Raw genomic sequence first — 15563 nt, 5'->3', positions numbered from 1 at the left:
CATTTGCACAACGCAGCCGAGCATGGCTCGGCTCTACAGAGTGGAGTGTTCGATCCACGCCTGCAGCCGTGTCACCTGCGCAGCGTCCAGCCGCAACCCCAGCTTGCTCCTTCGCCACAGCACGTCCTCGGCAGTGCGCGCCCACTCATGCTCGCGTAGAAAGGCCACTTCCCGGGCATGCAGGCCGCCGCCAAACGCCTCGCCAAGATCGTGCAGGCCCCGTACACCCTGCAGCAGTTCAGCGCTTCGACTGCCATAGGCCCCGGCCCAGCGTCGCGCGATACCTGCGGGCAACCAGGGTGCCGATACCTGCAGATGCGCGCCCGCCTGCGCGGCGTCGCCCCAGTCGCTGCCTGGCAGCGGGTCTCCGTCTGCTGTCCACGCCGCTCCCATCTGCGGCAGGGCGGGCCGCAGCAGCTCCAGCGCTTCCTCGGCCAGGACCCGGTAGGTGGTCAGCTTGCCGCCCAGCACATGCAGCGCCGGTGCCGGGTCCACCTGCAGCTGCAGGCGGTAATCGCGGCTGAGTCTTGCCGCGCGCGGATCGGGATCAGCCAGCAGCGGGCGGACACCGGCGAACTGCCAGACCACATCTTCCGGCGCGATGGGTTCATGCAGGTAGCGGTTGGCCGCTTCGCACAGGTACGCCACCTCTGAAGGCAGCACGCTGCAGCGCGCCGGGTCGCCGCGATAGTCGGTGTCGGTGGTGCCAACCAGCAGGTGGTCGTGGGCGAAGGGCAACAGGAACACCACGCGTCGATCGGGTTGCTGCAGCAGGCACGCGCTGTCATCGGGCCAGGGCCGGCGCAGGACGATGTGGCTGCCTTGTACCAGCCGCAGCGCGGGGCCGCCACTGCGTGCCTCCATCCGTTCCAGCAGGCCGCCGGCCCACGGCCCTGCCGCATTGGCGACGGCGCGCGCGGTCACCTGCTGCTGGCCATCAGCGGATTCCAGCACCGCCTGCCACCGGCCCTGCAAGGGCTGCAGGTCGATGCAGCGGCTGCGCACACGCACCTGTGCGCCCCGCTGCGCGGCATCCAGGGCGTTGAGCAGCACCAGTCGCGCGTCATCGACCTGCGCGTCGGCGTAGCTGAAGGCCTGCCGCAGATCCGGGGAAAGCCAGGGGCCGAGCGGATCGCGCTGAAGGTCCAGGGCGCGCGAGGCGGGAAATGCCGGGCTGCGACGGCCCAGGTGGTCATACAGCCACAGTCCCGCGCGTAGCATCCAGCGTGGGCGCAGATGGGGTTCCCACGGCAGCACGAAGCGCAATGGATGGACCAGATGGGGCGCCTGCCGGCGTACCACCTCGCGTTCGCCCAGCGCCTTGCGCACCAGCCCGAGCTCGCCCTGTTCCAGGTAGCGCAGGCCGCCGTGGATCAGCTTGCTGCTGGCGCTGGAGGTATGCGCGGCCAGGTCGTGCTGCTCGCACAGCAGCACGCGCAGGCCGCGGCCGCTGGCGTCACGGGCGATGCCGGCACCGTTGATGCCGCCACCGATCACCAGCAGGTCGACGTCGTCCATCGTGTCTCCGCGTCCTGTGTCTGTAGCCGAGCCCATGCTCGGCTGCTTTCCGGGTCAGCCGGGCAAGCTCGACTCTACAAAAAAGCAGCCGAGCGCGGGCTCGGCTCTACACGCGGAACGCCGGTGACGGAAACGACGACGGGCCCCGAAGGGCCCGTCGCGTTGCATCAGTGAAGCAGGTGCAGCCTGGATCAGAAGCGGGCGCCGATGCCGAAGCCGACGGTCCACGGATCCATCTTGGCTTCGCCGATCTTCTCGCCGCCAACCTTGATGTCCGGGCGGGCGCGCATGTAGCGGGCGTCAGCACGGGCAAACCAGGTGGAGTTGATGTTCATGTCGACGCCGACGGTGCCGATCACGCCCTTGGCATCCTTGAAGCGGATGTCGGTGTCAGCGCCATTGCCCAGCTTCTCGTTGCTGAAGCTCGACTGGTAGTAGCCGACGCCCACGAACGGACGGAACACGTTGTCAGCCTGGCCGAAGTGGTACTGGCCGCTCAGCGCGACCGGCTGCTGCTCGACCGAGCCCAGGCGGGCGTTGTTCGGGCCCTTGAACTTGTTGTCGAACTTGTCAGCGGCGCCCCACAGTTCAACGGCCCAGTTGTCGTTGATGTAGTAGCTGAAGCTGACGGTCGGCGCCGGGCCACCATCGGTCTTCTTCACGCCGGAGATCGGGTCGTTCTTCGGTTCCAGCAGCGAGATGCCGCCAACAACGGCAAAATGCTTGCCCGACGCGGTGTCGGTGCTGCTGCTGTCCTGGGCGAAAGCGGCCGGCGCGAAGGCGGCGGAGGTCAGCAGGGCGAGACTCAGGATACGGATGGAGCGCATGGGGGTATCTCCTAATGTTTCTTGTTTTGGGCCCCCGGTTGCGGGGCGAGCACACCGTAGTCGCCCCAACATGAATCGAATCCGACGCACGTTAAAAAATAGTTTTCCTTGTTCAGCGACGGGTACGGAACGCCTGTATTCATGGGGTTTCTGGCGCTCGGGGACATTCATGCAGTTGGAGAAAATGTGAGCACAGCAACGTTGTGCATTGGCCTGCAAGCGCAGGTGAACGTGGAGTGCCGGGTGCTGCTGCTGGGCTCGATGCCGGGCGTGGCGTCCCTGCAGGAGCAGCGCTATTACGCCCATCCGCGCAACCGCTTCTGGCCGCTGATGGCCGACATCTGTGGTTTCGACGCGGATCTGGCCTACGCCGCGCGGCTGCAGGCATTGAATGCCGCGGGCATCGGTCTGTGGGATGTGATCGGTCGCTGCGAGCGCCGAGGCAGCCTGGACGCGGACATCGTGCGTGGCACGGAAGTGGCCAATGCACTGCCGGAACTGATCGCCACGTTGCCTGAGCTGACGCTGATCGGCTGCAATGGCGCTGCATCATGGCAGGCGTTCCAGCGCTGGGTGCTGCCGCAGCTGGAGGCCCCGCCACAGGTGGTTGCATTGCCCTCGACCAGCCCGGCCAATGCGGCGTGGTCGTTGCCGCGCCTGCGCCAGGCCTGGCAGCCGGTTGCAGACGCACTGGCGACATGAAGCGGACATCGTCCGGACAATACGCTACCGACTGGTCGCGGCCGGGACCCGTGGGCAACAGCCTGTCCCGGCTGCGTGCGTACTGAAAACACCTGTAACGGTTGGCGCTGGACCCCGCTGGCCGCACAATAGACGTTTCCCTACACCAGATTGCCGGAGTTATCCCCATGGCCGAAATCAAGGAAGCACTTGTCCCCGATATCGGTGACTACAGCGATATCCCGGTAATCGAGGTGCTTGTCGCCGTCGGCGACACGGTCAAGAAGGACCAGGGCCTGGTGACGCTGGAAAGCGACAAGGCGACGATGGAAGTGCCGTCCTCGGTGGCAGGCGTGGTCAAGGAACTGAAGGTCAAGGTGGGCGACAGCCTGTCCGAAGGCAAGGTCGTGGCGCTGATCGAAGTGGCCGAAGGCGAAGCCGCCGCGCCGGCCGCCGCCGCACCGGCACCGGCCAAGTCCGCTGCCCCGGCTGCCGCCACCCAGAGCGCGCCGGCCCCGGCCGCCGCTGCGGCGGCCGCTCCGGCCGCTCCGGCCACTCCGGCCGCCAGCGGTGGCGCAGTGGAAGCGCTGGTGCCGGACATCGGCGACTACGCCGGCATCCCGGTCATCGAAGTGCTGGTCGCCGTCGGCGACACGGTCAAGAAGGACCAGGGCCTGGTCACGCTGGAAAGCGACAAGGCCACGATGGAGGTGCCGTCGTCAGTGGCCGGTGTGGTCAAGGAGATCAAGGTCAAGGTGGGCGACAACCTGTCGCAGGGCGACGTGGTTGCCATCATTGATGCCGAAGGCGCTGCCGCGCCGGCACCGACCAAGGCGGCGGCTGCCGCTGCTCCGGCTGCCGCCGAGACCGCCACCAAGGTCGAGCCGGTCGCTGTGCCGGCACAGCCGGACAAGCTGGCGGCGCGCGAGATCGCTTTGGCCGGCACCCCGTCCAGCCCGCCGGTGCAGTTCAACGCCGATGGCGTGCTGCCGGCCAAGGTGCCGTACGCCACCCCGGCGGTGCGCGTGTTCGCCCGCGAGCTGGGCGTGGACCTGCTGCAGATCAACGGCACCGAGAAGGGGGCCGCATCACCAAGGCTGACGTGCAGAAGTTCGTCAAGGCCGCGCTGAGCGGTGGCGCGCCGGCTGCCGGTGGTGCTGCCGGCGCTGCCGGTGGAGGCCTGAACCTGCTGCCGTGGCCGAAGGTCGACTTCAGCAAGTTCGGCGAGACCGAAGTCCAGCCGCTGTCGCGCATCAAGAAGATCTCCGGCGCGAACCTGGCCCGCAACTGGGCGATGATCCCGCACGTCACCCAGTTCGAACAGGCCGACATCACCGACCTGGAAAGCCTGCGCGTCGCACTGAACAAGGAGAACGAGAAGGCCGGCATCAAGCTGACCATGCTCGCCTTCCTGATCAAGGCCAGCGCCGCGGCGCTGAAGAAGTTCCCGGAGTTCAACGCCTCGCTCGATGCCAGCGGTGAAAACCTGACCCTGAAGAAGTACTTCCACATCGGTTTTGCCGCCGATACGCCGAACGGCCTGGTCGTGCCGGTCATCCGCGACGTGGACAAGAAGGGCGTGGTGCAGATCGCGCAGGAAACCGGCGAGCTGGCCAAGAAGGCGCGCGACGGCAAGCTGGGCCCGGCCGACATGAGCGGCGGCTGCTTCTCGATCAGCTCGCTGGGCGGCATTGGCGGCACCGCGTTCACTCCGATCGTCAATGCACCGGAAGTGGCCATCCTGGGCGTGTCCAAGTCCTCCATCCAGCCGGTCTGGAATGGCAAGGAGTTCGCGCCGAAGTTGATGCTGCCGCTGTCGCTGAGCTACGACCACCGCGTCATCGACGGCGCCCTGGCCGCACGCTTCACCACGTACCTGTCGCAGGTGCTGGCCGACATGCGCCGCGTGCTGCTGTAAGGCATCGCTTCGCCCCCACCGTGCGGCCGCTGCCCCTGGCGCGGCCGCGTGAACAGATGCAGTGACAGCCCGCCGGCCATGCCGGCCGGGCACAAGGAAAACCACCATGACCACGATTGAAGTCAAGGTTCCCGACATCGGCGATTACAGCGATGTTCCGGTGATCGAAGTGTTGGTCGCCGTCGGCGACACGGTGAAGAAGGACCAGGGCCTGGTGACCCTGGAGTCGGACAAGGCCACCCTGGAAGTGCCGTCCTCGGCGGCCGGCGTGGTCAAGGAGATCAAGGTCAAGCTGGGCGATACCCTGTCCGAAGGCGCCGTGGTCGTGGTGCTGGACGCTGAAGGCGCCGCCGATGCCCCCGCCAAGCCCGCTGCGCCGGCTCCGGCTGCGGCCGCTCCGGCCAGCAAGCCGCCGGTGACCCCCTCGCACCGCGCCCCGGCCGAGCCGGTGGCACCGAAGCCGGCGCTGTCCAGTGGCAAGCCGGCCGACATCGAATGCGAAATGGTCGTGCTGGGCTCCGGCCCGGGCGGCTACACCGCCGCCTTCCGCGCCGCCGACGTCGGCCTGGATACGGTGCTGGTCGAGCGCTACGCCAGCCTCGGCGGCGTCTGCCTCAACGTCGGTTGCATTCCGTCCAAGGCGCTGCTGCACGCTGCCGCGGTGATCGACGAAGTGGCCCACGCCGGCGATTTCGGCGTCGAGTTCGGCAAGCCGACCATCACCCTGGACAAGCTGCGCCAGTACAAGGAAAAGGTCGTCAACCAGCTGACCAAGGGCCTGGCCGGCATGGCCAAGCAGCGCAAGGTCCGCAACGTGCAGGGCGTCGGCAGGTTCCTCTCGGCCAACGAACTGGAGATCACCGCCGCAGACGGCAGCACCCAGCTGCTGCGCTTCCAGAAGTGCATCATTGCCGCTGGTTCGCAGGCGGTGAAGCTGCCGAACTTCCCGTGGGACGACAAGCGCGTGATGGATTCCACCGACGCGCTGGAGCTGGCCGAAGTGCCGGGCTCGCTGCTGGTCGTCGGCGGCGGCATCATCGGCCTGGAAATGGCCACTGTGTACAGCGCACTGGGCAGCAAGGTCACCGTGGTCGAGTTCATGGACCAGCTGATGCCGGGCGCCGACAAGGACCTGGTCAAGCCGCTGGCCGACCGCCTGAAGAAGCAGGGCATCGAAGTGCACCTGAAGACCAAGGCCTCGGGCGTCACCGCCGATGCCAAGGGCATCACTGTGACCTTCGAGGCGGCCGAGGAAGGCCAGGCGCCGGCGCTGGCGCAGGGCACTTTCGACCGTGTGCTGGTGGCCGTCGGGCGTTCGCCGAACGGCAAGAAGATCGATGCCGAGAAGGCCGGTGTGCAGGTCACCGAGCGTGGCTTCATCCCGGTTGATCGCCAGATGCGCACCAACGTGCCGCACATCTTTGCCATCGGCGACATCGTCGGCAACCCGATGCTGGCGCACAAGGCAACGCACGAAGGCAAGCTGGCTGCTGAAGTGGCTGCTGGCCACAAGAAGGAATGGGTCGCCCGTGTGATTCCGTCGGTGGCCTACACCAACCCGGAAATCGCCTGGGTGGGCGTGACCGAGACCGAAGCCAAGGCCAAGGGCCTGAAGGTCGGCGTGGCCAAGTTCCCGTGGGCCGCCAGCGGCCGCGCGATCGGCATCGGTCGCACCGAGGGCTTCACCAAGCTGATCTTCGATGAGGAGACCCACCGCATCATCGGCGGCGCGATCGTCGGCGTGCATGCCGGTGACCTGCTGGCCGAGATCGGCCTGGCCATCGAGATGGGTGCCGAAGCCGAAGACATCGGCCACACCATCCATGCGCACCCGACGTTGAGCGAATCGGTGGCGATGGCCTCGGAAATCTACGACGGCACGATCACCGATCTGTACATGCCGAAGAAGAAGTAAGGCGCCCGCGCCGTTCCGAACGAAAAGCCCCGGCATCTACCGGGGTTTTTTTGTTGAGCTTCGATCACTCTCATTGCGAGCGTTCGGGCCGCTGCGTGGGTGGCCGGCGTCTGGACAAATGTCCCCCGTCGTCCGCCTGCGGCGGTCGCCTCCTCCTTTACTTTGTCCAGACGCCGGCCACCCACGCAGCGGCTCGGCTTGCGGGTAGTCGAGAGCCACTGCCTGGGCCGCCTGGATGCCTGACACGCGGAGGGAGCGGGGGCTGGGTGCGAAGTAAAGGAGGAGGTGACGGCCGCAGGCCGGCGCCGGGGGACATTCGCAGCCAGCCCCCGCTCCCTCCAGCGCTCGACCACGCCTGCGTCTACGGTAACTGCCACCGCGAAGGTCTGGGCCGCTGCGCAGGTGGCAGGCGTCTGGACAAATGTCCCCCGTCGTCCGCCTGCGGTGGTCGCCTCCTCCTTTACTTTGTCCAGACGCCGGCCACCCACGCAGCGGCTCGGCTTGCGGACAGTCCAGAGCCACTGCCTGGGCCGCGTGGATGCCTGATGCGCGGGGGGAGAGGGGCTTGTGTGCGAAGTAAAGGAGGAGGTGACGGCCGCAGGCCGGCGCCGGGGGACATTCGCACGCAAGCCCCTCTCCCCCGCGCTCGGCCAACCTGCTTCTCTGCTCGACGATGCCACAAAAAACGCGGCCCCGATGTTCCGGAGGCCGCGCCAGGAGAGAGAGCCGTGGAAGGGGCGGGTGTCAGAACACGAAGCTGACGCCGGCCACCGGGCCCTTGAATTCCTGCTTCAGGCCGATGGTGCCGTCGCTGCCCTTCTTGTCCGCATCGAGCTTGAACCAGTCGTAGCCGGCGAACACACCGAAGTTCCTGGTGAAGCGGTAATCGACGATGGCGTTGGCGCGGCTCAGATCGCCCTTGTAGTCATCGAAGCTGCCCCAGCGCGTGTTGAGGTACTGGCCCTGCAGGGTGATCATCCACTTCTCGGACGGGGTGAAGCTCAATCGCGCACCGACCACTGGCGCCACGCCGTCGGTCTTCTCGTTGAGGAACTGGCCTTCGTACACCGTGCCGAGGTCGGCGTAGGCCTTGGTGCTGACCTTGGCGTACTCGGCACCCAGCTGCAGGCCGAGGTCGAACGTATCGGTGTCCACCACCGAGTAGTCATAGACCAGGCTGGCCACCTGGTACTTCAGTTCGCCCTTGACGAAGCTGCCGGACGGCACGTTGACGTCACCGAAGGAGATGTCCTGGCCGAGGGTCTCGCGGCGGTCCTTGTCGTACTTGAAATAGTTGAACAGCAGGCGCTGGCGGTTGCTGATGCGGAACATGCCGTCAATGCGCGGCTCCCACTCCTTGCCACCCAGCTTGAAGTCCTCGGAGAAACCGATGTCCTGCCCGGCGACATTGGTCTTGCCGCGGAGCGTGTTGTCCGAGTCGATGTTCATCGCACCCAGGCGCAGGGCAAAGCGGTCGTCGCCTTCGGCGGCGTGGGCAGCGGTGGCGAACGAGGCGCCGGCGGCGATCAGGGAGAGAGCGAGCAGGGTGGGTACGGGGCGCATCGAAGAGTCCTTGCAGTGGTTCATCAGAATGAAGATCACTGTGCCGGACAGGCCCGTCCACCATCCGTGAACGTATGGTCCACGGCATGTGCACGGTTCAGTGCTGTCGCGACGATGCAAAAAGATGGCCCCGGAGACGGGCTTCGGGGCCATCGTGGGACCTGCGGGGTGGAGCCGACGAGGATGCTGCAGGCAGGTCGAAAGATCGGACCCGCGCATCCGGCGAAAGTTCCTCGCCTGCGACCAAAGTTCAATACTGCGGTGCAGCATCATGCGGACGTCATTGTCCCCCGGGTGGTACGCAAAAATGTAACCGTTACCGCAACTTGCGGCTTCCCGGGATGAACAGGCAGCGGTTGTCTCGCAAATTGTCCCATTGCTATAATTTGGCGGCTCGATGAGGCCCCCTGCTGTAGCCGCCTCAGCCTTCCACTTGCAACCACGCGGGACGTCCTGTGCTGAACTCCGTTGATGCGGGTCGGCGACTGATGCTGCGCGCCGCGGTCTACCCGCTGGCCGCGGTCGCTGTCCTGGCCCTGGCCTTCCTGCTGGTCGGTCCGAAATATGCCCTCGGCGCGCTGGCGTCCGGTGTGGCCATTTCGGCCGGTGGCTGGGTGGCGGCAAGGATGGCGCTGGGGGGTGGTGCGGTGGCCGCAGGATCGGCGATGGCTCGCCTGATCATTGCGATCGTGGCCAAGTGGGTCGTGGTTTTCGGCGTCCTGCTGGTGGGGTTCCTGGTCTTCAAGCTGCCTGCATTGGCGCTGTTGGCCGGTATCGCCGTCGGCTTGATGTTCCAGGTCCTGGCGATGGCCAGGCGTTGACAGAATTCAATTAACTGAAGGTTCCGGACACATGGCGGGCGAGGCTCTAACCCCTACCAGCTACATCCAGCATCACCTGCACAACCTGACCGCGCCGGTCGGCAAGGGTGAGGGTATGTTCTGGCATATCCACGTCGATACCTTCCTCACCGCGGTCCTGATGGGCCTGGTGATCGTTGTCGCGTTCTGGCTGGGCACCCGCAAGGCCACCGCCGGCGTGCCGGGCAAGTGGCAGGCCTTCGTCGAGATCTGCCTGGAGTTCGTCGACCGCCAGGCCAAGGACACCTACCACGGCAAGAGCAAGCTGGTCACGCCGATCGCCATCACCATCTTCTTCTGGATTCTGCTGATGAATCTGCTGAAGATGATCCCGGCCGATTTCATTGCCAAGCCGCTGGAATGGGCGGGCGTGCACTACTGGAAGCCGGTCCCGACCGCTGACGTCAATGCCACCCTGGGCATGGCCATCAGCGTGTTCTTCCTGATGCTGTTCTTCGCACTGAAGTCGAAGGGCCTGGGCGGCTTCATCAAGGAATTCCTGACGGCGCCGTTCGGCAAGTGGATGATGCCGTTCAACCTGATCCTCAACATCGTCGAGTGGCTGAGCAAGCCGATCTCGCTGGCGATGCGACTGTTCGGCAACATGTTCGGCGGCGAAATCGTGTTCCTGCTGATCTGGGTGCTGGGTGGTGCCGGTTTCTTCGGTGCCATTGCCGGTGGTGTGTTCGGCCTCGGCTGGATGCTGTTCCACCTGCTGGTGATCCCGCTGCAGGCCTTCATCTTCATGATGCTGTCGATCGTGTACCTGAGCCTGTCGGAAGACGCTCACTGAGTTTCAAGCTTCAACGCGTTTCAACCTTCATCCGTTTCATCACCCTTAGCAACTTAAGTTCCTGGAGATAACCATGTACTTCGCCGTCCTGACCAACTTCGCGCAGATTCAGAGCTCCACCGCCCTTGCCGTCGGCATCATGATCGGCCTGGCCGCGCTGGGCGCCGGTCTGGGTCTGGCCATCATGGCTGGTAAGTTCCTGGAGTCGGCCGCCCGCCAGCCGGAACTGATCCCGGTCCTGCAGGTCCGCATGTTCATCACCGCCGGCCTGATCGACGCCGCGTTCATCATCTCGGTCGCCGTTGGCCTGCTGCTGGCCTTCGCCAACCCGCTGTCGGCTGCCTTCGCTGGCGCCGTCACCAAGGCTCTGGCCGGCTGATACAGCGGTTTGAGACGACCGGGTGCTGATGCACCCGGTTTCGGATGAAGGCCGGATGTGCCGCTTCGGCGGCGCGTCCACCCCGAAACCAGCGATCGAGCTAACCATGAATATCAATTTCACCCTTCTTGCGCAGGCGCTGGCCTTCGCTGGTCTGATCTGGATCATCGCGACCAAGATCTGGCCGCCGCTGATGAACGCGATCGAAGAGCGCCAGCAGAAGATTGCTGAAGGCCTCGCTGCTGCCGACCGCAGCCAGAAAGATCTGGCCCAGGCGCAGGAGAAGGTCAACGAAGCGCTGAAGGAAGCCCGCACCAAGGCCAACGAGATCATCGATCAGGCCCATGCGCGTGCCAACCAGATCGTTGATGCTGCCCGCAACGAAGCGATCACCGAAGCCACCCGTCAGAAGGAACTGGCCCAGGCTGAAATCGACGCCGCCGCCAACCGTGCCCGTGAAGATCTGCGCAAGCAGGTGTCCGCGCTGGCCGTGACCGGTGCCGAAAAGCTGCTCAAGCGCGAAATCGACGCCAACGCCCACAAGGCGCTGCTCGACGAGCTGGCCTCGGAGATCTAAGGATGAGCCAGGCCCTCACGCTTGCCCGCCCGTACGCCCGCGCCGCGTTCGCGACCGCGCGCGACGAAGGCGCGTTCGCGCCGTGGTCGGACGCCCTGGCGTTCTCCGCCCACGTCGCCGCCGACCCGCGCGTGGCGGCCCTGCTCGCCAACCCGGAGCTGGGTCGTGACGACGCCGTCGCCCTGCTGGCGCCGGTGTCCCACGGCGAGACCTACTCGCGCTTCCTGGCCATCCTGGCCGAATCGCATCGTCTGCCGCTGCTGCCGGAAATCTCCGGCATGTTCGACGCCCTGCGCGCCGAAGCCGAGCACGTGGTCAAGGCCACCGTCACCTCGGCTGCCGAGCTGTCGGCCGGCGAGCTGGACGCGATCAAGGTCGCGCTGCGCAAGCGCTTCAACCGCGAGGTCGACGTGACCACTGCGGTCGATGCTTCGCTGATCGGCGGCGCCGTGATCGACGCCGGCGACGTGGTCATCGATGGTTCGCTGAAGGGCAAGCTGGCCCGTCTGCAGACCGCGCTCGCTAACTGAATTCATTTAACGTCCGGCCCCGCTGCCGGCACTAGGACTTGACGATGGCAACCACGCTCAACCCCTCCGAAATCAGCGAACTGATCAAGAACCGCATCGAGAAGGTCAAGCTGGCCGCGGAATCGCGCAACGAAGGCACCGTGACCAGCGTGTCCGACGGCATCGTGCGCATCTTCGGTCTGGCCGACGTGATGCAGGGCGAAATGATCGAACTGCCGAACAACACCTTCGCCCTGGCCCTGAACCTGGAGCGCGACTCGGTCGGCGCCGTGGTCCTGGGTGACTACGAGCACCTGCGCGAAGGCGATGTCGCCAAGACCACCGGCCGCATCCTGGAAGTGCCGGTCGGTCCGGAACTGCTGGGCCGCGTCGTGAACGCGCTGGGCGAGCCGATCGACGGCAAGGGCCCGCTGGGCACCGACCTGACCGCTCCGGTGGAGCGCGTTGCTCCGGGCGTGATCTGGCGCAAGTCGGTCGACCAGCCGGTGCAGACCGGTTACAAGTCGGTCGACTCGATGATCCCGATCGGCCGTGGCCAGCGCGAGCTGATCATCGGTGACCGCCAGACCGGCAAGACCGCCATGGCGATCGATGCGGTGATCAACCAGAAGGGCACCGGCATCAAGTGCGTGTACGTTGCGATCGGCCAGAAGGCGTCGACCATCGCCAACATCGTGCGCAAGCTGGAAGAGAACGGCGCGCTGGCCCACACCATCGTGGTCGCCGCGACCGCTTCCGAATCGGCTGCCATGCAGTACATCAGCGCCTACTCGGGCTGCACCATGGGTGAGTACTTCATGGACCGCGGCGAAGACGCGCTGATCGTGTACGACGATCTGTCCAAGCAGGCCGTCGCCTACCGCCAGATCTCCCTGCTGCTGAAGCGTCCGCCGGGCCGCGAAGCCTACCCGGGTGACGTGTTCTACCTGCACTCGCGCCTGCTGGAACGCGCTGCCCGCGTGTCCGAGGAATACGTCGAGAAGTTCACCGAAGGCAAGGTCACCGGCAAGACCGGCTCGCTGACCGCGCTGCCGATCATCGAAACCCAGGCCGGCGACGTGTCCGCCTTCGTTCCGACCAACGTGATCTCGATCACCGACGGCCAGATCTTCCTGGAAACCGACCTGTTCAACGCCGGCATCCGCCCGGCCGTGAACGCCGGTATCTCGGTGTCGCGCGTCGGTGGCTCGGCCCAGACCAAGATCATCAAGAAGCTGTCGGGCGGTATCCGTATCTCGCTGGCCCAGTACCGTGAGCTGGCTGCGTTCGCGCAGTTCGCCTCGGACCTGGACGAAGCGACCCGCAAGCAGCTGGAGCGTGGCCAGCGCGTCACCGAGCTGATGAAGCAGAAGCAGTACGCGCCCATGTCGATCGCCAACCAGGCGCTGTCGATCTACGCCGTCAACGAGGGCTACCTCGATGACGTGCCGGTCAACAAGCTGCTGGCGTTCGAAGAAGGCCTGCACGCCCACTTCGCCAATACCCAGGGCGAGCTGATCAGCAAGGTCAACGCTACCGGCGGTTGGGACAACGACATCGAAGGTGCCTTCAAGAAGGGCATCGCCGAGTTCAAGACCACCGGCAGCTGGTAATCGCGGTCCTGTAGAGCGGAGCCACCGGCTCCGCTGGACCAGATGACAAACGGTTGAACAACGCGGGGCATCAGCCCCGCGCCACGGGAAACAAGAGATGGCAAGCGGACGCGAAATCAAAACCAAGATCAAGAGCGTGCAGAACACCCGCAAGGTGACGCGCGCCCTGGAAATGGTCTCGGCCTCCAAGATCCGCAAGGCGCAGGATCGGATGAAGACCTCGCGTCCGTACGCGCAGGCGATGAAGCAGGTGATCGGTCACCTGGCCCAGGCCAGCACCGACTACCAGCATCCGTTCCTGGTCGAGCGTGAGCAGGTAAAGCGGGTCGGTTTCATCGTGATCTCCTCCGATCGCGGTCTGGCCGGCGGCCTGAACAACAACCTGTTCCGCAAGATGCTGGGCGAAGCCAAGGCATGGCAGGACAAGGGTGCCGAAGTGGACCTGGTGACCATCGGCCAGAAGGCATCGACCTTCTTCCGCCGCGTGAAGGTCAACATGGTCGGCAGCGTGACCCACATCGGCGACGTGCCGAAGCTGGAATCGCTGATCGGTGTGATCAAGGTCATGCTCGACGCCTTCACCGAAGGCAAGATCGACCGCGTGTACCTGGTCTACAACCGCTTCGTGAACACCATGGTGCAGAAGGCCAGCTTCGATCAGCTGCTGCCGCTGCCGCCGGCCGAGAAGCAGGTCGCTCACCACGACTGGGACTACCTGTACGAACCCGATGCCGCGACCGTGCTGGAGCACGTGATGACGCGTTACATCGAGTCGCTGGTGTACCAGGCACTGCTGGAAAACGTCGCCTCCGAGCATGCCGCACGCATGGTTGCGATGAAGGCGGCGAGCGACAACGCCAACAAGCTGATCGGCACCCTGCAGCTCGTCTACAACAAGGCGCGCCAGGCAGCGATCACCCAGGAAATCTCCGAAATCGTCGGCGGCGCGGCAGCAGTCTGACCGCGTTCGTTCAAAGCACACATTAGAGGATGCAGCAATGAGTCAGGGCAAGATCGTTCAGATCATCGGCGCGGTCGTCGACGTCGAATTCCCGCGTGAATCGGTGCCGAAGGTGTACGACGCACTGAAGGTCGAAAACACCGAGATCACCCTCGAAGTCCAGCAGCAGCTGGGCGACGGCGTGGTGCGTACCATCGCCCTCGGTTCCACCGACGGCCTGAAGCGCAACCTGGTTGCCGTCAACACCGGCCGCGGCATCTCGGTGCCGGTCGGCGCCGGCACCCTGGGCCGCATCATGGACGTGCTGGGCCGTCCGATCGACGAAGCCGGCCCGGTCGCTGCCAGCGACAACTGGGAAATCCACCGCGCTGCGCCGTCGTATGAAGACCAGTCCCCGGCCACCGAGCTGCTGGAAACCGGCATCAAGGTCATCGACCTGATGTGCCCGTTCGCCAAGGGCGGCAAGGTCGGCCTGTTCGGCGGCGCCGGCGTCGGCAAGACCGTCAACATGATGGAGCTGATCAACAACATCGCCAAGGCGCACAGCGGCCTGTCCGTGTTCGCCGGCGTGGGTGAGCGTACCCGTGAGGGCAACGACTTCTACCACGAAATGAAGGACTCCAACGTCCTGGACAAGGTGGCGATGGTGTACGGCCAGATGAACGAGCCGCCGGGCAACCGCCTGCGCGTCGCGCTGACCGGCCTGACCATGGCCGAGTACTTCCGCGACGAGAAGGACGAAAACGGCAAGGGCAAGGACGTCCTGTTGTTCGTCGACAACATCTACCGCTACACCCTGGCCGGTACCGAAGTGTCGGCACTGCTGGGCCGTATGCCGTCCGCGGTGGGTTACCAGCCGACCCTGGCCGAGGAAATGGGCGTCCTGCAGGAGCGCATCACCTCGACCAAGAACGGCTCGATCACCTCGATCCAGGCCGTCTACGTTCCCGCGGACGACCTGACCGACCCGTCGCCGGCGACCACCTTCGCCCACCTGGACTCGACCGTCACCCTGTCGCGTTCGATCGCCTCGCTGGGTATCTACCCGGCCGTCGATCCGCTGGACTCCACCAGCCGCCAGATGGATCCGCTGGTGATCGGCCACGAGCACTATGACACCGCCCAGCGCGTCCAGCAGACCCTGCAGAAGTACAAGGAACTGAAGGACATCATCGCGATCCTGGGCATGGACGAACTGTCCGAAGAGGACAAGCAGGCCGTGTCGCGCGCCCGTAAGATCGAGCGCTTCTTCAGCCAGCCGTTCCACGTGGCCGAAGTGTTCACCGGTTCGCCGGGCAAGTACGTGCCGCTGAAGGACACCATCCGTGGCTTCAAGGCCATCGTCGATGGCGAGTACGACCACCTGCCGGAGCAGGCGTTCTACATGGTCGGCGGCATCGAAGAAGCGGTCGAGAAGGCCAAGAAGATGGCCGAGAAGGCCTGATCCGG

13 protein-coding genes and 1 pseudogene are annotated in these 15563 nt (G+C 65.4%); 11 read left to right on the top strand and 3 right to left on the bottom strand.

The annotated features are described in order from the left end of the window. Window positions 1-33: 33 nt before the first annotated feature. Window positions 34-1518 carry a glycerol-3-phosphate dehydrogenase gene (glpD, locus tag DL544_RS18165; protein ID WP_139727700.1) on the bottom strand — a complete coding sequence of 495 codons (1485 nt, stop codon included), beginning with the start codon at window positions 1516-1518 and terminating at the stop codon, window positions 34-36. Window positions 1519-1709: 191 nt separating this feature from the next. Next, window positions 1710-2345: an OmpW/AlkL family protein gene (locus DL544_RS18160; protein WP_005419535.1), complete on the bottom strand. Its 636-nt coding sequence runs from the start codon at window positions 2343-2345 to the stop codon at window positions 1710-1712. Between the two features lie 186 nt (window positions 2346-2531). Between DL544_RS18160 and DL544_RS18155 the strand changes: the two genes are divergently transcribed. The 3 genes and pseudogenes from DL544_RS18155 to lpdA all read left to right on the top strand — a co-directional run bounded on the left by DL544_RS18155 (window position 2532) and on the right by lpdA (window position 6859). Continuing rightward, window positions 2532-3047 carry a DNA-deoxyinosine glycosylase gene (locus DL544_RS18155; RefSeq protein WP_065178007.1) on the top strand — a complete coding sequence of 172 codons (516 nt, stop codon included), beginning with the start codon at window positions 2532-2534 and terminating at the stop codon, window positions 3045-3047. A 167-nt stretch (window positions 3048-3214) separates the two neighbouring features. After that, window positions 3215-4944 (top strand): annotated as a pseudogene (gene aceF, locus DL544_RS18150) (dihydrolipoyllysine-residue acetyltransferase). 106 nt (window positions 4945-5050) lie between these two features. After that, the gene (gene lpdA / locus DL544_RS18145; RefSeq protein ID WP_139727698.1) at window positions 5051-6859 is read left to right on the top strand and encodes a dihydrolipoyl dehydrogenase; all 1809 of its coding nucleotides are present in this window, start codon (window positions 5051-5053) and stop codon (window positions 6857-6859) included. A gap of 744 nt (window positions 6860-7603) precedes the next feature. On the opposite strand, the gene DL544_RS18140 is transcribed toward lpdA, so the two are convergent. Beyond that, window positions 7604-8422, bottom strand: a complete 819-nt coding sequence (locus DL544_RS18140) for a hypothetical protein (protein WP_005419516.1) — start codon at window positions 8420-8422, stop codon at window positions 7604-7606. Window positions 8423-8877: 455 nt separating this feature from the next. Between DL544_RS18140 and DL544_RS18135 the strand changes: the two genes are divergently transcribed. The 8 genes from DL544_RS18135 to atpD all read left to right on the top strand — a co-directional run bounded on the left by DL544_RS18135 (window position 8878) and on the right by atpD (window position 15558). Beyond that, window positions 8878-9243, top strand: a complete 366-nt coding sequence (locus tag DL544_RS18135; RefSeq protein WP_014648497.1) for a hypothetical protein — start codon at window positions 8878-8880, stop codon at window positions 9241-9243. A 31-nt stretch (window positions 9244-9274) separates the two neighbouring features. Then, window positions 9275-10075: a F0F1 ATP synthase subunit A gene (gene atpB / locus DL544_RS18130; protein WP_005411134.1), complete on the top strand. Its 801-nt coding sequence runs from the start codon at window positions 9275-9277 to the stop codon at window positions 10073-10075. Window positions 10076-10148: 73 nt separating this feature from the next. Next, complete coding sequence (gene atpE / locus DL544_RS18125; protein WP_005411133.1) at window positions 10149-10454, top strand: F0F1 ATP synthase subunit C; 306 nt, start codon at window positions 10149-10151, stop codon at window positions 10452-10454. A gap of 106 nt (window positions 10455-10560) precedes the next feature. Then, the gene (locus DL544_RS18120; RefSeq protein ID WP_005419512.1) at window positions 10561-11031 is read left to right on the top strand and encodes a F0F1 ATP synthase subunit B; all 471 of its coding nucleotides are present in this window, start codon (window positions 10561-10563) and stop codon (window positions 11029-11031) included. A 2-nt stretch (window positions 11032-11033) separates the two neighbouring features. Further along, window positions 11034-11561 carry a F0F1 ATP synthase subunit delta gene (locus tag DL544_RS18115; protein ID WP_005411131.1) on the top strand — a complete coding sequence of 176 codons (528 nt, stop codon included), beginning with the start codon at window positions 11034-11036 and terminating at the stop codon, window positions 11559-11561. Between the two features lie 44 nt (window positions 11562-11605). Further along, on the top strand, window positions 11606-13153 hold the full coding sequence (atpA, locus tag DL544_RS18110; RefSeq protein ID WP_005419511.1) for a F0F1 ATP synthase subunit alpha: 1548 nt from the start codon (window positions 11606-11608) through the stop codon (window positions 13151-13153). 97 nt (window positions 13154-13250) lie between these two features. Continuing rightward, complete coding sequence (gene atpG, locus DL544_RS18105; protein ID WP_005411129.1) at window positions 13251-14114, top strand: F0F1 ATP synthase subunit gamma; 864 nt, start codon at window positions 13251-13253, stop codon at window positions 14112-14114. A gap of 37 nt (window positions 14115-14151) precedes the next feature. Continuing rightward, window positions 14152-15558: a F0F1 ATP synthase subunit beta gene (atpD, locus tag DL544_RS18100; RefSeq protein ID WP_005419510.1), complete on the top strand. Its 1407-nt coding sequence runs from the start codon at window positions 14152-14154 to the stop codon at window positions 15556-15558. Window positions 15559-15563: the final 5 nt, after the last annotated feature.

The organism is Stenotrophomonas sp. pho (genome assembly GCF_006228405.1).
GTDB classification, from domain to species: domain Bacteria; phylum Pseudomonadota; class Gammaproteobacteria; order Xanthomonadales; family Xanthomonadaceae; genus Stenotrophomonas; species Stenotrophomonas sepilia.
The sequence above is the reverse complement of the archived record's forward strand: the minus strand, read 5'-3'. Positions and strand labels throughout refer to the sequence as shown.